This is a genomic window from Enterobacteriaceae bacterium ESL0689 (genome assembly GCA_029433525.1).
Lineage (GTDB): Bacteria > Pseudomonadota > Gammaproteobacteria > Enterobacterales > Enterobacteriaceae > JAQTIF01.
Map to the genome: position 1 here is coordinate 441,072 of JAQTIF010000002.1, position 19,084 is coordinate 460,155.

Genomic DNA, 19,084 nt, shown 5'->3' on the forward strand with positions numbered 1-19,084 from the left:
CAACGGTGAAACATGTCTTCTTATGATCAGCATCAGGCTCTGGCGGGTCTGGTACTTGGTAAATCAACAAATTACTGTGATACTTATGATCCTTCGCTGTTGCAGGGCGTGCCACGTTGTCTCAATCGTGAGCCGCTGGGTTTGCAGGCGGGAAATCTGCCTTTTCATGGCGCGGATATCTGGACCCTGTATGAACTGTCATGGCTAAACGCTAAAGGCGTGCCACAAGTGGCCGTCGGCCATGTGGAAATTGAGGATTCCAGTATCAACCTGGTGGAGTCGAAGAGTTTTAAGCTGTATCTCAATAGTTTCAATCAAACCTGTTTCGATAACTGGCAGGCTGTTCAGGCGACGCTGAGGCGCGATATCAGCGCCTGTGTGCAAGGGGAAGTCAGCGTTTCCCTTTCGCGACTCGAGGCACTGGAAGGTCAGCCCATATCCCCACTCGCGGGAGTTTGTATCGATGATCAGGATATCACCATTACACAATACGCTTTTAACGCCAGTCTATTACAGGATGCAACAAGTGATCAGCGAGTCCATGAGACATTAGTCAGCCACTTGCTAAAATCCAACTGCCTTATCACCCACCAGCCCGACTGGGGATCGGTGCAAATCGAGTATGAAGGGCCAAAAATCGATCGTGAAAAGCTGTTACGCTATCTGGTGTCATTTCGCCACCACAATGAGTTTCACGAACAGTGCGTCGAGCGTATTTTTCATGATTTGCTGCATTTCTGCCAGCCACAGTTGCTATCTGTCTATGCTCGTTATACCCGTCGCGGCGGCCTGGATATCAATCCCTGGCGTAGTAATACCCATTTTGTGCCGCCACCAGGACGTCTGGCACGCCAGTAAGCGGGATTTTTCATGTTTTGCGTATCACTACGCAAAAGTGAGGTTGTGAAGGTTGTGAAAAGCGCTGCTGGCAAGCATATTGTTAACATTAAGAGCCTGGCCCACCAGGTGCTAAGGAAACCCCATTATTGAGTAAGGAGAGTCACTTGATTACACATGTTAGTCCACTTGGTTCAATGGATATGTTGTCTCAACTGGAAGTGGACATGCTTAAACGTACTGCCAGTAGTGACATCTATCAGCTTTTCCGTAATTGCTCCCTGGCGGTACTGAACTCGGGCAGCCAGACAGATAACAGTCAGGAGCTTCTGTCGCGCTTTAAGAATTTCGATATTAATGTGCTGCGTCGTGAGCGGGGCGTCAAACTGGAGCTTATCAACCCGCCAGAGGAAGCGTTCGTTGATGGCCGGATTATCCGCTCTCTGCAAGCCAACCTGTTCGCCGTGCTGCGCGATATTCTGTTCGTTTACGGACAACTGCACAATACGGTCGCGTTCCCGGAAGCCGATCTCAACAACCCGGTATATATCACCAATCTGGTCTTTTCGATCCTTCGTAACGCGCGGGCGTTACATGTGGGTGAGGAGCCGAATCTGATCGTCTGCTGGGGCGGTCACTCAATTAATGCCAGTGAATATCTGTACGCGCGTCACGTCGGTACACAACTGGGTCTGCGTGAACTGAATATTTGTACCGGCTGTGGCCCCGGTGCGATGGAAGCCCCGATGAAAGGGGCGGCAGTGGGTCACGCCCAGCAACGTTATAAGGACAGCCGTTTTATTGGTATCACTGAGCCTTCGATCATTGCTGCTGAGCCGCCTAATCCGCTGGTCAACGAGCTGTTAATCATGCCAGATATCGAAAAACGGCTTGAAGCCTTTGTCCGACTCGCCCACGGTATTATCATCTTTCCTGGCGGTGTCGGCACAGCGGAAGAGTTGCTGTACCTGCTCGGCATTTTAATGCACCCGAATAATCAATCTCAGGTTTTGCCGCTGATCCTCACCGGGCCACAGGAAAGCGCTGACTACTTCCGTGTGCTGGATGAGTTCATTGTTCATACGCTCGGTGAATCAGCACGCCACCATTACCGCATTATTACCGGTGATGCCGCAGAAGTAGCACGACAAATGCGCAAAGCCATGCCGCTGGTGAAAGAGTGCCGTCTGGAAACCGGCGATGCTTACAGCTTTAACTGGTCGATCCGCATCCCGTCAGAGCTGCAGATGCCATTTAATCCGTCTCATGAAAACATGGCTAATCTCAAACTCTCACCGGATCAACCCGTTGCCACCCTCGCCGCTGATCTGCGTCGGGCGTTCTCCGGTATCGTTGCGGGGAATGTTAAACAAGTGGGCATTCAGGCTATCGAAAAATTCGGCGCTTACAAACTGCATGGCGATCCGCAAATCATGCACCGTATGGATGAGCTGCTGCAGAGTTTTATCACTCAGCACCGAATGAAACTCCCCGGCGGCAGCGCCTATGTCCCGTGCTATGAAATTCACGCCTGATTAATACGCTATCATCGGGTCAGGATCATCATCCCTGACCCGGATGGTCTCTCCTGTCCGCTTCCCCTGACACGATGGAAAAATAACATCAATTGTTAAAAGCTAACATTATTGTGTCAAAAATAACCATATCGATAACATGTTATCGCAATTGCGATCACGATCACTGATACACACCAGCAATAAATATATCTTCTCGCCGCCATCTCTAGTGTAAAATTTCTTAAATTAATAAGTTTAAAGCATTTAATGTCGAAAGCTAGATCTTAATCATTCTCTTTCCGCTATTTTTTCCAGGAGATAAAGATGGAAAATACTCAGGTCAGTATGCCCATTTCAGAAGCCACCCAGAGTGACTGGCAAAAAACCGATACCATGTGGATGCTAGGACTGTATGGTACAGCGATCGGTGCAGGCGTGTTATTCCTGCCAATTAACGCCGGTGTCGGTGGTATGATCCCCCTGATTATCATGGCGATCCTTGCTTTCCCGATGACCTTTTTCGCCCACCGTGGCATGACCCGTTTTGTCCTGTCGGGCAAACAACCTGGCGAAGATATTACCGAAGTCGTCGAAGAACACTTCGGTAGCGGAGCAGGAAAACTGATTACCCTGCTCTACTTTTTTGCTATTTATCCTATTCTGCTGGTATACAGTGTTGCCATCACCAATACTGTTGAGAGCTTCATGACCCATCAGCTGCAGATGACAGCACCGCCGCGTGCCATCCTCTCGCTGGTGTTAATTATCGGTATCATGACCATTGTCCGTTTCGGCGAACAGATGATTGTTAAAGCCATGAGTATTCTGGTATTCCCGTTCGTTATCGCCCTGATGATTCTGGCGTTCTATCTGATTCCACAATGGAATACCAGTTCGCTGGCAACGCTCTCCCTGAGCAGTGCTAGCACGAGCGGACACGGCCTGTGGATGACACTCTGGCTGGCTATTCCGGTAATGGTATTCTCCTTTAATCACTCCCCGATTATCTCATCCTTCGCCGTGGCGAAGCGGGAAGAGTATGGTAATGGCGCGGAGAAAAAGTGCTCCCGTATTCTGGCCCGTGCGCATGTCATGATGGTACTGACAGTGATGTTCTTCGTCTTCAGTTGCGTACTCAGCCTGTCGCCTGCTGATCTGATTGCGGCAAAAGCACAGAATATCTCTATTTTGTCCTATCTGGCTAACCACTTTAATGCACCCGTTATCGCCTGGATGGCCCCGATCATTGCCATCATTGCCATCACTAAATCTTTTCTCGGCCACTATCTGGGAGCGCGTGAAGGCTTTAATGGTATCGTAATCAAATCGCTGCGTAGTAAAGGTAAAAGCATCGAAATCAGCAAACTGAATAAAATCACCGCGCTATTCATGCTGCTCACCACCTGGGCTGTCGCCACATGGAATCCAAGCATTCTCGGGATGATCGAAACACTTGGTGGCCCGGTTATCGCGATGATCCTGTTCCTGATGCCTATGTATGCCATCCATAAAATCCCGGCCATGCGTCAATACAACGGTAAGATCAGCAATATCTTTGTTGTGATCATCGGACTGATAGCAATTTCCGCGATTTTCTACTCTTTATTCAATTAACGTAACTACGCCACCCAGCGGTGGCGTATTTCCCGATAACACTGGATGCATCATGATCAGCGTATTTGATATTTTTAAAATTGGCATTGGTCCTTCCAGCTCCCACACTGTCGGCCCAATGAAAGCAGGCAAACAGTTTATCGACGATCTGATCGCCCGCAAGCAACTGTCTGAAGTCACCACAATTATTGTTGATGTTTACGGCTCTCTTTCGCTGACCGGGAAAGGACACCATACCGATATCGCGATTATTATGGGTCTGGCAGGAAATCTGCCTGACAACGTAGAGATCGATACTATCCCTGCATTTATTCAGGATGTTAATACCCACGGACGCCTTATGCTGGCCAATGGTCAACAGGAAATCGCCTTTCCGGTTGATCAATGTATCAATTTTCACAGTGAAAACCTGCCACGGCATGAAAATGGCATGCGCCTCACCGCATTGAACGGTGACAACGTCCTCTATCATCAGACTTACTACTCTATCGGCGGCGGATTTATTGTCGATGAACACCATTTTGGCCAGCGTCACGATGCTCCAGGCCAGGTGCCTTATCCGTACAAAAGTGCAGCGGATTTACAAAGGCACTGCCTCAAACACGGGCTTTCGCTTTCCGGCCTGATGATGAAAAATGAGCTGGCGCTACATAGCCGGCAAGAGCTGGAACACTATTTTGCCGCGATCCATGCGGTGATGATCCACTCAATAGAACATGGGATAGCGACAGAAGGCGTGTTACCCGGCAGGCTACGCATCCCCCGTCGGGCTCCAGCCTTACACCGGATGCTGGTCAGCCAGAGTTACAATAAAGATCCGATGACCGTTGTTGACTGGATCAATCTGTTTGCCCTGGCGGTCAGTGAAGAAAATGCCGCCGGGGGTCGTGTGGTGACTGCGCCGACCAACGGTGCCTGCGGCATCGTACCGGCAGTCCTCGCCTATTATGATAAATTTATCGATAAAATTAACGCCGATTCTCTGGCGCGTTACCTGCTGACTACCAGCGCTATCGGCTCACTGTATAAAATGAATGCTTCCATCTCGGGTGCAGAGGTGGGCTGCCAGGGGGAAGTCGGGGTTGCCTGTTCGATGGCTGCAGCAGGTCTGGCTGAATTGCTGGGTGCCAATCCTGTTCAGGTGTGTATCGCGGCTGAAATTGCTATGGAGCATAACCTTGGCCTTACCTGCGATCCCGTCGCCGGACAGGTTCAGGTGCCCTGTATCGAGCGCAACGCCATCGCTGCGGTTAAAGCGGTCAATGCCGCACGGATGGCCTTACGCCGCGATAGCGAACCCCGTGTCTGTCTTGATAAGGTGATCGAAGCCATGTATGAAACCGGCAAAGATATGAACGCCAAATATCGTGAAACGTCGCGCGGTGGTCTGGCACTAAAAATTATCGCCTGCGATTAAGCACCCTGATGGCGTGATACCGCCTCAATGAACGCAGTATCACGCCAGGTCATAGGCGATCACCCAGGACGTAGAGCGGATTACCGCTCCTATGCGATCCGCAAAGTGTTAACGTTGATCACGTCGCCCACCGACAGCGGCCCATAAGCGGCGCACATGTACCGTGACCTCTTCACGATCATGGTACAACTGGCGTGCCTGCAGCTGAGCGTTGACGCCATGCTCATCCAGTTGTTGCTGAATAAAAGCGAGATTACGCGATAATTCCTCGTAACGTTTTTTCATCGGCAGTTTGAGGTTGAAAATCGTTTCCCGACACCAACCCTTGACCAGCCATTGCGCCATCAGTGCCGCGACTTTCGCCGGTTTCTCCACCATGTCGCACACCATCCAGGAGATATTTTGTCGTTCGGGACGATAGCGGAAACCATCTTCACGCCGCCAGATCACCTGACCGGTGTCGATCAGGCTCTGTGCCATCGGGCCATTATCTACCGCCGTGACCCACATATTGCGTTTGACCAGTTGATAGCTCCAGCCCCCAGGACAGGCCCCGAGATCCACGGAATACATCCCATTTGCCAGCCGCTCATCCCATTCATCTGCCGGGATAAAGACATGGAATGCCTCTTCCAGTTTCAGGGTCGAGCGACTCGGGGCATCAGCCGGAAATTTCAGTCGCGGGATCCCCATATAGAAGGGAGAATTGTTATGGCTATAAGAATAACCGCAGTAACAGCAGCCCGGTGCGACAAAAAACAGATGGATCACCGGACGCTTCGGCGCAGCGTAATCACTCAGCACCCCCGCTTCACGCAATGCCGAACGCAACGGGACGGTCAGTTTACGACAGAACTTGAGCAGCGCTTTACTTTCGTTGGTATCGGCAACCTCTACCCGTAAATCTCCCGCTTTTTCTATCTGATCCTGCAATCGGGCGACGATGGGCGTGATACGATCATCCGGCGGCAGATCACGCAGCAAGTCACCCGCTAGAAACATCTGGCGGGCAAAGATCAGCGAGCTAAACGATAGCTCACGTATCAGTTTGTCGCCATCCGTGGGCTGATAGCATTCAAAAATGATATAGCCACTATCCGGTTTGACCCGCGCAAAACCGAACACCTCAAGACGGGAGGCTTTATCGCTGATTTCGGCGGCACACTCCTTTTCAAATCCGGGACGGCAATAAAGAATTACCTTATTCATGCGCAATGTTCCTGGACTTCAGGCGAACAGCCCCCATTAACATTAGCAGCCAACCGACCAGAAAGCAGGTTCCCCCTACCGGAGTGACGAATGCCCACAGGCGTAAATGAGAGAGCGCCAGACAATACAGGCTACCGCTAAATAAAACGGTCCCCAGCGCCAGAAAGATACTGCTCCAGTAGAACCAGATACTGACACGGCGTTGCATGGTTATCGCCAGCCCCCAGATAGCCAGGGTATGAAAAGCCTGGTACTGCAATCCGGTATCGATCCACGCCATGTCCTCGGTGCCCAGTGATCGACTGAGTACATGGGCGCCAAACGCACCGAGAGCAACATAAATAAAACCACTGAGTGCGGTGAATATCATCATAAAACGGCTGGTCATTTGTTTATCCTGTCAGATTTTATTGTTGATAACGACAACGAAATTTTTCCTGTTCGCCTGCCGCTTTCGCCATAATCCACTGGCGAAAAGCGGCTATTTTACCTGATTCAGCCTGGCTGTCATGGCAAACCAGATAAAATGCATTCTTACTGACCAGCACATCATTAAACGGGCAGACCAGTCGCCCGGCCTCAATTTCAGATAGCGACATTACATTATTGGCTAACGCGACACCTTGTCCGTGGATCGCCGCCTGCAATACCATCGCACTGTGGCTGAAAATCGGCCCTTGCTGCACATTGATGGTATCCAGCCCTAACTGATGAATATAGGTTTGCCAGTCACGCCGTGAAATATCATGTAACAGCGTATGTTGTGCCAGATCTTCCGGGGTTTTTAAGCCATTATCACCCCCTAACAGTGCTGGCGCGCAGACTGGCAATAAATATTCGGCATACAGTTTTTCAACCCGTAGTCCTGGCCAGTTACCGCGGCCATAGAAAATGGCGATATCGACGTCGTCGGCCAGTTTATCCTGCTGGCGATCGACCGCCTGAATTCTGACGTCGATTCCCGGAAAAGCGCTATTAAAACTGGCCAGCCGTGGCACCAGCCACTGGATGGCAAAACTCGGTAATAAACTCACCGTCAGAGCGCCTTTAGCGCTACGAGCCTGGAGTTTATCTGTCGCTTCAGCCAGCTGTGAAAAGATCTCTTTGATCTCCTGGAAATAGCCCTGCCCCTCTTCGGTGAGCAACAGAGAACGATTGCGGCGGCGAAACAGTTTCAGTCCCAGAAAGCTCTCCAGCGATTTGATTTGATGGCTGACCGCCGCTTGTGTGACAAAAAGCTCCTCAGCAGCACGGGTGAAACTAAGATGACGGGCTGCAGCGTCAAAAACACGTAATGCATTCAACGGCGGTAATCGCTTTGACATGAATTCTCTGACCTGGGTGTTAACTGAAATGAATAAAAAAACACAGGTTTTATCCATTAGTTTTTTTTATCCGAATCATTATAATTTGTCTGTTGTGGTTATACCAGTGAATACCTATAGTAGCGCCACTTCCTGAGCCAAAACAGAGCACTTTCTGGAATGCGTGTTTCAGCAAGTCTTTGGCTAATGGTTGTGATGTTGTGTTGTTGTGTTTGCAATTTGGTCTGCATTTGTCGACCACAGTAGTTTAGCTACTATTTTATTCATTCCCTGTCTGTCCATAGTGATTTTATGTTGCACCGCTACTGCGGTGCTTTTTTTTATCCCACGCTGGGCCCGTTTTTGCGCGCCGGGCGCTAAGAAGATCATATTTCTCAATGCACTAAAGGTGCACATATTATATTAAATCGTTTAAATATCGCCATTATTTAAATGATAAAAACGATCGATTAACAAATTTTGATTGTTATATTCAATTAAAAATCTTCTAAATGACGCCGATAACATATTTCGTTAAATCATCATGGACTTATATCATTATTTGGTAATTTCGTCACTGCTCACACACATTATTGACTACTTCAGCCCATAGGAAGCATGGAATGTTAAGCCGCTTGAAAATCATAACTATTTTAATGATGATATTATCTCTTTTTGGTCTTGTACAAATCGTTTCAGGTGGTCTTTTTTTTCGGTCTCTTGATGTAGAGAAAGAAAGATTATCTGAATTACGCACTTTTCATAATGAACATTCTGAGTTAAATAGCGTCTGGATCGAATTGCTGAAAACACGTTCGATTATCGGGGTATCTGCCATACAACATCTGGTCAGTAAAGAACAAGGGGGTAGCACACATCTTGACAGCGGTAAATTACTGACTGATGCAAGCACTGCCTTACAGAAAGCGGAACGTCACTGGAAAAACTATACGGCATCAATCCAAAAAAGTATGAAATATTATTCAGTTAACATTCATGGTAAACAGGACAAATTAAATGACAGTTATTCTGCTTTCCACGATGCACTCCAGGATTTAATTCATTCGCTGCAACAAAACGATATCGACACCGCAAATAAACAGCCTACCCAGGCTTTTCAGGATGCTTTTGATACCGCCTATAATGAATATATCGAAAGAATCGCGAATGAATTCAAAATTGCTGAATATGACGCTAACAATGCAGAAAATATCGCGTTTTGGATGCAGACTATCTTTCTGATTATTGTTCTGTTGTTGATTATCATAGTCTGGATAGGTTTACGTAACGCCTTACTGATCCCGCTCACCAAAACCATTAATAGTATCCAGCAAATTGCTGCGGGTAATCTGTCAACCCATATTGAACTCAGTGGTTTTTATGAAGTCAGACAGCTAGCCACTATCCTGCTTCATATGCAAAATGAACTCATCCAAATGGTATCAAATGTTCGTAACAGCGCGGATGAAGTGATGAATGGTGCCAGTCACATCTCTACCGGAAGTCAGGATCTTTCTGCTCGTACCGAGCAACAGGCCGCTTCACTGGAAGAAACGGCAGCCAGTATGTCCGAGCTGACAACCACGGTAAAACAGAATGCCGATAATGCCGCCCAGGCGCGTCAGGTGGTGATTAATGCCTCTGAAATCGCGAAACGTGGCAGTAAAGCGGTTGATAGCATGGTGCACACCATCGGTGATATCACCGATAGTTCCCAGAAAATTAATGATATTACCAAAGTGATCGATGGCATCGCTTTTCAGACTAATATCCTGTCAATCAATGCGGCAGTTGAGGCGGCGCGTGCCGGTACACAAGGGCGCGGATTTGCCGTCGTCGCGAATGAAGTCCGCCGTCTGGCATTGAGCAGCGCCAAAGCAGCAAAAGAGATCAAAACATTGATCGATGATTCGAGTGATAAAGTTAAAACCGGCTCGACACTGGCGACCGCGGCCGGGGATACGATGAATGAAATTGTCAACGCGGTTGAGCAGGTTACTGCACTGATGATTGAAATTGCAGCCGCTTCCGATGAGCAGAGTCGGGGCATTGAGCAAATTGGCATCGCCATTACCACCATGGATGGTGTGACACAGCAGAATAATGCCTTAGCCAATAAGTCAACTTCTGCGGCGCTGGAGTTAGAAAACCAGGTCAACTGTCTGACGCAAGCCGTAGCAAAATTCGCTATCCAGTAAATGACACTGCCATCAAAACAGCCAGGTTCTGCGGCCTGGCTGTTTTAACCCTCGCCCTGAATAACAATCACAGCCACCAGCTGTAATACCTTAAAAATAAGCACCAGAGAACAAAAGCAGGCCACAAGGCCAACATATTCTCCCGCCATCCTTGCCCCCAAAGATAAATTGCGCGACGATCAGCGCATGATAATGAGGGGTTCTATGCGTTCATTCCATCCTGAGCAGTTTCGTCGTCAGTTTCCGGCACTCGCCGATACGGGTGTCTATCTTGATAGTGCCGCGACCACCCTAAAACCACAGGCGGTGATCACCGCCAGCGACCAGTTTTATCGCCACAGTGTGGGTAATGTGCACCGCAGCCAGTTTGCCGCCGCCCGCCAGCTTACCGGGCGCTATGAAGCGGCGCGTGAACGTGTGGCGGCACTGCTCAACGCCCCTGGCTGGCAAAATATCGTCTGGACGCACGGTACGACAGAGGCGATTAATATGGTGGCGCAAAGTTATCTGCGTCCGCGCCTGAAACCAAGCGATGAAATTATCGTCAGTGAGGCTGAACATCACGCCAATCTTATTCCCTGGCTGATGGTTGCCGAACAGACGGGAGCAAAGGTTATCAAGCTGCCTGTCGGTTTCGATCGACTGCCGGATATAGCACGCCTGCCTGCGCTCATCACCCCTCGTAGTCGGCTGCTGGCTATCAGTCAGATGTCGAACGTGACCGGCGGCTGTCCTGATCTGACAAAGGCTATCGATTATGCTCATCAGGCTGGGATGGTCGTGATGGTCGACGGGGCCCAGGGTATCGTCCACGCGCCCGCTGACGTACAAAAAATGGATATCGACTTTTACGCCTTCTCAGGCCATAAGTTATATGGCCCGACGGGAACCGGCGCACTGTATGGTAAAAGTGAGCTGCTGGAGGAGATGCCATCGTGGCTGGGCGGCGGCAAAATGGTCAGCGAGGTCAGTTTTGATGGTTTTCGTACCCAACCGGTACCGTACCGTCTGGAAGGGGGAACACCCGATATCGCGGGTGTTATTGGGCTTGAGGCGGCGCTCGCCTGGCTGACAGAGATCGATCTCGTGCAGGCGGAAGCGTGGAGTTGCCAGCTGGCTAGCCAGGCGGAACTGGCGCTGGCACAACGTCCGGGCTTTCGCTCTTTCCGCTGCCAGCAATCCAGCCTGCTGGCCTTTGATTTTACCGGTATACATGCCAGTGATATGGCCACGCTGCTGGCCGAGTCTGGCATCGCCCTGCGAGCCGGGCAACATTGCGCTCAACCATTGCTGGCGGCACTGGGTGTGAATAATCTCCTGCGCGCCTCATTTGCCCCCTATAATACACAGGATGATGTTGATGCGCTGGTTTACGCCGTTGATTGCGCACTGGAAATACTGGGAGATTTATGACAACTGCCCCGCTGCCCTGCCATCCATTTGGCACCACCATCACCACCGAAACATTGCGCCAGACTTTTGCCCCGTTACATCAGTGGCAAGACAAATACCGGCAACTGATTTTATTAAGCAAACAACTGCCACCATTAACCACGGCGCAAAAGGCGGCAAGTCACGAAATAAGCGGCTGTGAAAACCGGGTCTGGCTCGGTTCGACCCTCAGTGCAGGGAAAATGCATTTTTTTGCTGACAGTGAAGGGCGAATAGTACGCGGTCTGCTGGCCGTCCTGCTGACTGCAATCGAAGGGAAAAGTGCCGCTGAATTGCTGGCCACTGATCCGCTGGCACTATTTGCCGAACTGGGACTCAGTGAGCCGTTGAGCGCATCACGCAATCAGGGGCTTGCCGCACTGTGTGATGCCGTGCGCGCTGCTGCCAGCGCGGTATGAGTGTTTTCATGCGAATGACTGTCGCTGGCGTTGTGCTTTTGCCAGCATTTTCTTCAATACATGAGAAACAGCGACAAAACCGAAGGTCGCTGTCACCATTGTTGCGGCACCAAAACCTGAGGCACAATCCATCCGTTTTGCCCCTTCAGCGCTGCGTTTCATGGCACAAACACGACCATCGGCTTGCGGGTAAACCAGCGCTTCAGTGGAAAAAACGCAATCCACCCCCAGCTTACCTTTGCTGTTTTTGACGATACCATACTGACTTTTCAGTCTTTCACGCAATTTCGCCGCCAGCGGATCCTGAATGGTTTTCGCCAGATCAGTGACCTGAATCCGGGTCGGATCAACCTGTCCCCCTGCCCCACCAGTGGTTATCAGGGGTATCTTATGGCGTCGGCACCAGGCGATAAGTGCCGCTTTCGGACGCACGCTATCAATGGCATCAATCACATAATCAAAGCCAGCCGCCAGATATCCGGCCACATTCTCTGCGGTGATAAAATCATCAATCACCGTCACCTGGCATTGCGGGTTAATCAGCTGAATACGTTGTGCCATCACTTCGGCTTTTACCTGGCCGATATTTCCGCTCAGGGCATGGATTTGCCGGTTTGTGTTGGTAATACAGACATCGTCCATATCGATCAGCGTTATGGCGCCAATTCCGGTTCTGGCCAGCGCTTCGGCGGCCCAGCTCCCGACACCGCCGATCCCGATCACACAAACATGCGCATCTGCAAAACATTGCAGTGCTTGTTCGCCATATAATCGTGCCGTACCACCAAAACGCTGACGCCAGGCTTCATTAATCACCACAGCCATATTTATCTACAACACCTTCTTTTAATTGCTAAACATCCCGCCGCCGACCAGCGCATCTTTCAGTAGCCAGACACGACCATAGTGGTTATACCATCCCGCCCGTTGTCCTGCTTCCTCCCCCACCCCCTGATAAATATCAAAATGGTGCCCCTGAATAGCCCCGCCGACATCCAGCGCGACCATTAATCGTAGCTCATATTGACCGGTGAATCGGCCCTGACTATCCAGCAGGGGGATCTCTGCCAGTAACGCGGTGCCTGGCGAAACAATACTGCGATCCGAGGCCACTGACGCGCGATCAATCAACGGCACGGCACTGGCTCCCTTTACCGGCGCGAAGGATTGTGGCTTAAAAAAGACAAATGACGGGTTTTGCTCAAGCAATGCCCGCACTTCTGCCTCGCTGTGTCTCTCACCCCACTGGCGGATCGCCTGCATCGACATATTTTCTTTTTTTATTTCACCACGATCAATCAGGGCTTTACCAATACTGCGGTAGGGCCAGCCATTCTTTCCGGCATAGCTGAAAAAATTGAGCGGCGAACCATCGCCAAAATCAATATAGCCACTGCCCTGCACATCCATAATGAAGTTATCCATCAGCGAATTGCTGTAAGCCAGCACATAGGCATCACTCAATGCACCGGCATAAATACGGGCACGACTTGGCAATTTTCCGCGTTTCGGTGGCAGGCGATATATCGGATAACGGAAGGCACCCTGGCGGGTATAACGCGCTTGTACTACCGGGGTATAGTAACCGGTAAACTGGACATTGCCATAATTATCCATGCCCTGCATTTGCCAGGCATCAATGCCGAATTGTCGTAGTGTGCGGGTATCGCCCCCAGCCCGCAACCAGCGCTGAAGGGCATCATAAAGCGTACTCTGGCTGCTATACAGTCGCGGCGAAGCCTGGTGAATCTGTCTGATCTGTTCAGAGAAGTCACCAGCGTTAATCGGTGAACCGATGGCATTCGGATTGTTCACCAGTGACAACAACTGATTAAAACTGTCTTCATCATATTGCTGATCACGGTGGCCCGATTTCGGTGTACAGGCCGCCAGCAACAGTAACAACATCCCGCTAACAACCGGTTTTATCCAACATCCCTTCATAGCATCTCGTTTTTATAGCAACCTGCCAGACCGGCAGAAGGTAATAAGAAAGATAGCAAATCCGTCAGCCGCTTTCCGACAGCTACCATATCACTATGATAAAGGCAATTTGGGCAAAAAAAATCGACTATGTACGTCTGAGTGCTATATCGCTTATTAATTTAATCATTTCGCAGAAAAACGGTTGCATCAAAATACTAACAGTGTATAGTACGCAGCCACGGACGCGGGGTGGAGCAGCCTGGTAGCTCGTCGGGCTCATAACCCGAAGGTCGTCGGTTCAAATCCGGCCCCCGCAACCAGTTTAGTTTGATTGATGATAGATTCACTGCACAGTGAAAGACGGACGCGGGGTGGAGCAGCCTGGTAGCTCGTCGGGCTCATAACCCGAAGGTCGTCGGTTCAAATCCGGCCTCCGCAACCAATATCAGACTCATCCCAGCCGTTTCTCTTCACAACAAAGCCAGCATAAAAACCAGCTCTCCCAGCTCTATTGTCGCCCCGAGGGTATCACCGGTTTGGCCACCCAGAGTTCGCTTCAGCCATTGCCCAAACAGAAAAACGATCACCATCGTGACGAGTAATGCCACCAGACCACGTAGCCCCGGTAATAGCAGCAGTGTCAGTATCGCCGCTATCGCTATAGTGATGCAGGCCTGATGTCCATTCACTTTGCCAATATACACATTGCCAAGCCCCTCTTCACGCGCATAGCGCTGTCGGTACATCACCAGCACCACCGCACCGCGTCCGGCGGCACAAGCGGCAGCCAGCAGCGGCAACATCGGCATATCACGTAATGCCAGTTCGCTGATGGTCAATAGCTTGGCCAGCAGGACAAAAATCAGCGCCAGTCCGCCGTGCGTCCCAAGGCGACTATCACGCATAATTTCCAGCATCCGCTCACGACGACGCGCGGAAAACACACCATCACAGGTATCGGCGAGACCATCAAGATGAAAGCCCCCGGTCAGCAAGGCCAGCGCTATCAGGTAAAACAGCGCGGCAAGCGGAATACCACACCAGCCCTGCACGGCAAGAAAAACCAGCCCGGCGAGAGCACCCAGCAATGCGCCAATGAAAGGAAAAGTAATAATTCCCCGACCATACTGATCGAAAGGTAATCCCTGATACCAGCGTTCAGGTACTGGTAGCCGACTGATAAAAGAGAGTGTTGCCCAGAATAGTGTGATCATTTCAAGCTGTTTCCCTGCCCCGTTATCAGGCATCAGGAGAGAGCGGAGTGTGACGAACCGTTTCATCTGCCACAACCGCCCTCAGTGCCATAATAAGGTGCTGATTTTCTTCCCGGCTGCGAATCGCGACACGAAAATAGCCGCTACGGAGCCCGGGATAATTAGCGCAACTACGAATCAAAATATGGTGTGCCAGCAAAACCTGTTGTAAATCAATCCCAGGCCAGTCACAACGTAAAAAAAGATAGTTTGCGCACCCTGGATAAACTGTCAAGCCGGAAAACTGACTGAGCGCCTGATAAAAACGCGCGCCCTCATCGGCCAGCCATTGCCATGTTGTCTGCTGATAGGTTTTATCATCCAGCACCATCTCCCCAGCCAGGGCCGCAAAGGCATTAATCGACCAGGGCATTTGTTGCTCACGCAGGCGGGCGATCGCCTGCGGATCACTATTAACCAGATAACCCAGGCGCAACCCCGGGATCGCATAAAATTTAGTTAGCGAACGGAGCACCCAGATATGGGGATATTGCGCTAATAGCGGGATAAAGCCAGGCTGATCAGAGAGAAAATCAAGAAATGCCTCATCAATAATCAGCGCAATCCCGGCCTCCCGGCAGCGCAGCGCAATGGCCTCCAGTAAATGGCGCTCCGGCAGCAGGCCAGTCGGGTTATTCGGCGTACAAAGAAACAGGCAATCGAGATCAGGCGTCAGCGCCGCGAGGATCGTGTCTGTCAGTTGCCAGCCATCCTCTTCACGCAGCGCAAACTCAACAATCGTGCAATCGGCTCTCTGCAACGCCCGACGGTATTCAGCAAACCCCGGGATCACGAGCATCGCCCGCCGGGGTTTCAGGCCATTAACGAGGGTGAAAATAGATTCTGTTTCACCGTTACCGGCCAGAAGCCATGAAACGGGAATATGATGATGCGCCGCCAGCGTGGCATGTAACCGCCGGTATTCGATATCAGGATAACATTGCGCCCGTTGCAGATTATCTGCCAGTGCCTGTTTCAGACCTGCTGGCATTCCCAGTGGGTTAATATTGGCGCTGAAATCGACTAATTGTTGTGGCGGAATACCGAGGATTGCGGCAGCCTCATCAATATTGCCACCATGAGTACTCTTCAGTAACGTCATGCCCCGACTCCTGTAGTGGTTACCGGCGTCTTGCCCGTGTAACGCTATCAGAAAAATAAGTTTTAATCCCCGCCAGTATCGACTCGGCTATCTGCTGCTGAAAAGCCGCCGTTTTCAGTTTACGCTCTTCTTCGATATTACTGATAAAGGCGGTTTCCACCAGAATCGAGGGAATATCCGGCGCTTTAAGTACCGCAAACCCCGCCTGCTCGACACGGGGACTGTGCAACTTATTCACCCTGGCCATTTTCTGCAGCACCGCTTTGCCCAGCTTCATACCATCAGCGATGGTCAATGACTGCACCATATCGAACATCGTATGATCAACATAACGGTCACCGCTAGGACTGACCCCACCGACCAGATCAGCGGCATTCTGCGTTTGCGCCAGATATTTCGCCGCCGTACTGGTCGCCCCCTGGGTTGACAGGGCAAACACAGTCGAGCCACTGGGCTGGTTGTTAGTGAAAGCATCCGCATGAATCGAGATAAACAGGTCGGCACGCTGTTTTTGTGCCTTCGCAACACGGACCTTTAACGGCACAAAGATATCCTGATTACGGGTCATATACGCTTTCATTTTGCTGTTTTTATTGATTAACGTACGTAATCGACGGGCAATTTTCAACACGATATCCTTTTCCCGGGTGCCATTACTCCCTATAGCGCCATGATCTTCGCCGCCATGCCCGGGATCAATCATAATGACGATCGGGCGATCCGTGCCCGCTTTACCGGGTTTTGGCCCGCTTTGCGCACGAGGGAGCGGCTGCTCAAGATTACCTTTGTTGTAATCTTCCAGCAACGCCAGCAGGGGGTCCTGCACATCGGTCGCCATCGCCGGATAGAGATCCATGATCAATCGTTCTTTAAAGCCCGCCACCGGTGCGAGAGCAAAAAGCTGGGGCTTAATATCCTGTTTCAGCGTAAATATCAGTCGCACCGTTTGCGGATTAAACTGACGAGCAGAGACCGATTTGATATAGGGATCACTGCTGGTAATCCGTGTTCCAATCCCTTTTAACACCGCGTTGAGCTGGACTTCCTGAAGCTCAATAATCAGCCGCTTTGGATCACTGACCGTGACCTGTCTGAATTTCAGTTCATGATTAGACTCTATCGTGATACGCGTATAGGTTGATGACGGCCAGACACGCACCGCGACCACCTGCACCAAAGCCGCGAATGCTAACGGGCTGACACTCAATAGCCCTATCGCCCCTACGCCCTGCAAAAAAAGTCGGCGGCTTAATCCAAACTTATACTCTGTCATGCCACTCCTGAGTCACAAAATCTGATAAAAACTAATTTTACTCAATAGGTTAACTAAAAAATTTAGCCAACGCTGCATGCGCTGTCATCTATAAAAGGGTAAACATTTCTGACGATATCTCTATTATTGCGCCGTTTTTATCTGTTTCACCGCCATTCTATGCTTGCGCTGAACACATTTAGAGAATAAAAATACACTAATTATGAATATTAATTCATTAGGGGTGATGTTATGACGCAACAACAGCATCGTGGGCTGGTGGAGGAATTTCGCCACTCAGTCCCTTATATCAATACCCATCGGGGTAAAACGTTCGTCATTATGCTGGATGGTGAAACCATCAATCATCAAAACTTCGCTAATATTGTCAATGATATTGGTCTGTTACACAGTCTGGGTATCCACCTCGTGGTGGTCTATGGTGCCCGGCCACAGATTGACGCCAGCCTGGCACAACACCATCAGCAAGGGATTTATCATAAAAAAATCCGCATCACGGACGCGAAAACACTGGCACTGGTTAAGCAAGTGGCCGGAATGTTACAACTTGATATCACCGCCCGCTTGTCTATGGGGTTGAGCAATACCCCATTACAGGGCGCGCACATTAATGTTGTCAGCGGTAACTTTATTATTGCCCAACCACTGGGGGTCGATGAGGGGATTGATTATTGCCACAGTGGTCGTATTCGCCGTATTGATGAGACAGCTATTCATCGTCAGCTGGCTGCAGGCGCTATCGTTCTGCTGGGGCCGGTGGCGGTTTCAGTGACCGGTGAAAGTTTTAACCTGACCTCAGAAGAGATCGCCAGCCAGCTGGCGATTCAGCTAAAAGCGGAAAAAATGATCGGCTTCTGCGCTGCGCAGGGAGTTTACGATCAGCATGGCCGCCTCGCGACGGAATTATTCCCTGATGAGGCACAAGCACGCGCAGAAGCGCTGGCGACAGAAAAAGAGGAAAACGCCAGTACCGCGCGTTTTCTGCAGGCAGCGATCAAAGCTTGTCGCAGCGGTGTACGTCGCTGCCATCTTATCAGTTATCAGCAAGATGGCGCGTTACTGGAAGAACTTTTCTCACGCGAAGGGACGGGCACGCAGATCGTGATGGAAAGCGCCGAGCAGATCCGCCGGGCGACAATTAATGATATTGGCGCGATCCTGGCATTAATCCAGCCGCTGGAGCAGCAAGGCATTCTGGTGCGCCGCTCCCGCGAACAACTGGAGATGGAAATTGATAAATTTACCCTGATTCAGCGCGATAACACGATCATCGCCTGTGCCGCCCTCTATCCTTTTGTTGAAGAAAAAACCGGCGAAATGGCTTGCGTGGCAGTACATCCGGCTTATCGTCGCTCATCACGCGGCGAGATACTGCTGGATCACATCATCGCAGAGGCAAAACAGAGGGGCTTACGCCAGCTTTTTGTCCTCACCACCCGCAGTATCCACTGGTTTCAGGAACGCGGTTTCACTCCCGTCGGGATAGAGTACCTGCCGGAAAGCAGGAAAAAGATGTACAACTATCAGCGCCGCTCCCTGGTACTGATGCTCGATCTGCTCTGACAGCGGCGGAGGGCGGCTTTT

The 19,084-nt window shown here is 50.5% G+C and carries 16 protein-coding genes and 2 tRNA genes; 10 read left to right on the plus strand and 8 right to left on the minus strand.

Annotated elements, in window-relative coordinates; translation table 11 throughout:
- The first annotated feature begins 12 nt into the window (after positions 1-12).
- From queF to PT300_13925, 4 genes are all read left to right on the plus strand, one after another.
- Positions 13-858, plus strand: a complete 846-nt coding sequence (gene queF, locus PT300_13910) for an NADPH-dependent 7-cyano-7-deazaguanine reductase QueF (GenBank protein ID MDF7681620.1) — start codon at positions 13-15, stop codon at positions 856-858.
- A gap of 146 nt (positions 859-1,004) precedes the next feature.
- Positions 1,005-2,372, plus strand: a complete 1,368-nt coding sequence (gene ppnN / locus PT300_13915) for a nucleotide 5'-monophosphate nucleosidase PpnN (GenBank protein MDF7681621.1) — start codon at positions 1,005-1,007, stop codon at positions 2,370-2,372.
- A 306-nt stretch (positions 2,373-2,678) separates the two neighbouring features.
- Positions 2,679-3,968: an HAAAP family serine/threonine permease gene (locus tag PT300_13920; GenBank protein ID MDF7681622.1), complete on the plus strand. Its 1,290-nt coding sequence runs from the start codon at positions 2,679-2,681 to the stop codon at positions 3,966-3,968.
- A gap of 52 nt (positions 3,969-4,020) precedes the next feature.
- Entirely contained in the window at positions 4,021-5,385 is a 1,365-nt protein-coding gene (locus tag PT300_13925; GenBank protein ID MDF7681623.1) for an L-serine ammonia-lyase, read from the plus strand.
- 108 nt (positions 5,386-5,493) lie between these two features.
- On the opposite strand, the gene rlmM is transcribed toward PT300_13925, so the two are convergent.
- From rlmM to PT300_13940, 3 genes are read right to left on the minus strand one after another with little or no spacing between them, the layout of a single operon-like run.
- On the minus strand, positions 5,494-6,594 hold the full coding sequence (rlmM, locus tag PT300_13930; protein MDF7681624.1) for a 23S rRNA (cytidine(2498)-2'-O)-methyltransferase RlmM: 1,101 nt from the start codon (positions 6,592-6,594) through the stop codon (positions 5,494-5,496).
- The gene (locus PT300_13935; GenBank protein ID MDF7681625.1) at positions 6,587-6,982 is read right to left on the minus strand and encodes a DUF423 domain-containing protein; all 396 of its coding nucleotides are present in this window, start codon (positions 6,980-6,982) and stop codon (positions 6,587-6,589) included. The genes rlmM and PT300_13935 overlap by 8 nt, the downstream gene beginning before the upstream one ends.
- Positions 6,983-7,001: 19 nt before the next feature.
- Positions 7,002-7,919, minus strand: coding sequence for a transcriptional regulator GcvA (locus PT300_13940; GenBank protein ID MDF7681626.1), 918 nt, complete (start codon positions 7,917-7,919; stop codon positions 7,002-7,004).
- A 602-nt stretch (positions 7,920-8,521) separates the two neighbouring features.
- Between PT300_13940 and PT300_13945 the strand changes: the two genes are divergently transcribed.
- The 3 genes from PT300_13945 (at position 8,522) to csdE (ending at position 11,946) form a co-directional block, all read left to right on the plus strand.
- Positions 8,522-10,096, plus strand: coding sequence for a methyl-accepting chemotaxis protein (locus tag PT300_13945; GenBank protein ID MDF7681627.1), 1,575 nt, complete (start codon positions 8,522-8,524; stop codon positions 10,094-10,096).
- A 204-nt stretch (positions 10,097-10,300) separates the two neighbouring features.
- Positions 10,301-11,509, plus strand: a complete 1,209-nt coding sequence (csdA, locus tag PT300_13950) for a cysteine desulfurase CsdA (protein MDF7681628.1) — start codon at positions 10,301-10,303, stop codon at positions 11,507-11,509.
- Positions 11,506-11,946 carry a cysteine desulfurase sulfur acceptor subunit CsdE gene (csdE, locus tag PT300_13955; protein MDF7681629.1) on the plus strand — a complete coding sequence of 147 codons (441 nt, stop codon included), beginning with the start codon at positions 11,506-11,508 and terminating at the stop codon, positions 11,944-11,946. The genes csdA and csdE overlap by 4 nt, the downstream gene beginning before the upstream one ends.
- Positions 11,947-11,952: 6 nt before the next feature.
- Here csdE and tcdA read toward each other — a convergent pair whose 3' ends face one another.
- Positions 11,953-12,771, minus strand: coding sequence for a tRNA cyclic N6-threonylcarbamoyladenosine(37) synthase TcdA (gene tcdA, locus PT300_13960; GenBank protein ID MDF7681630.1), 819 nt, complete (start codon positions 12,769-12,771; stop codon positions 11,953-11,955).
- 21 nt (positions 12,772-12,792) lie between these two features.
- Positions 12,793-13,890 carry a murein transglycosylase A gene (gene mltA / locus PT300_13965; GenBank protein ID MDF7681631.1) on the minus strand — a complete coding sequence of 366 codons (1,098 nt, stop codon included), beginning with the start codon at positions 13,888-13,890 and terminating at the stop codon, positions 12,793-12,795.
- Positions 13,891-14,115: 225 nt separating this feature from the next.
- Between mltA and PT300_13970 the strand changes: the two genes are divergently transcribed.
- Positions 14,116-14,192, plus strand: a tRNA-Met gene (locus PT300_13970).
- 45 nt (positions 14,193-14,237) lie between these two features.
- Positions 14,238-14,314, plus strand: a tRNA-Met gene (locus tag PT300_13975).
- Positions 14,315-14,342: 28 nt separating this feature from the next.
- On the opposite strand, the gene cobS is transcribed toward PT300_13975, so the two are convergent.
- The 3 genes from cobS to PT300_13990 are packed head-to-tail and all read right to left on the minus strand — an operon-like array spanning position 14,343 to position 17,500.
- Positions 14,343-15,086 carry an adenosylcobinamide-GDP ribazoletransferase gene (cobS, locus tag PT300_13980; GenBank protein MDF7681632.1) on the minus strand — a complete coding sequence of 248 codons (744 nt, stop codon included), beginning with the start codon at positions 15,084-15,086 and terminating at the stop codon, positions 14,343-14,345.
- 25 nt (positions 15,087-15,111) lie between these two features.
- Positions 15,112-16,227, minus strand: coding sequence for a threonine-phosphate decarboxylase CobD (gene cobD / locus PT300_13985; protein ID MDF7681633.1), 1,116 nt, complete (start codon positions 16,225-16,227; stop codon positions 15,112-15,114).
- 19 nt (positions 16,228-16,246) lie between these two features.
- Positions 16,247-17,500, minus strand: coding sequence for an N-acetylmuramoyl-L-alanine amidase (locus PT300_13990; GenBank protein MDF7681634.1), 1,254 nt, complete (start codon positions 17,498-17,500; stop codon positions 16,247-16,249).
- 231 nt (positions 17,501-17,731) lie between these two features.
- On the opposite strand from PT300_13990, the gene argA reads away from it, so the two are divergent.
- Positions 17,732-19,063 (plus strand): amino-acid N-acetyltransferase, encoded by a 1,332-nt coding sequence (gene argA, locus PT300_13995; protein MDF7681635.1) that lies wholly within the window; start codon positions 17,732-17,734, stop codon positions 19,061-19,063.
- Positions 19,064-19,084 lie beyond the last annotated feature (21 nt).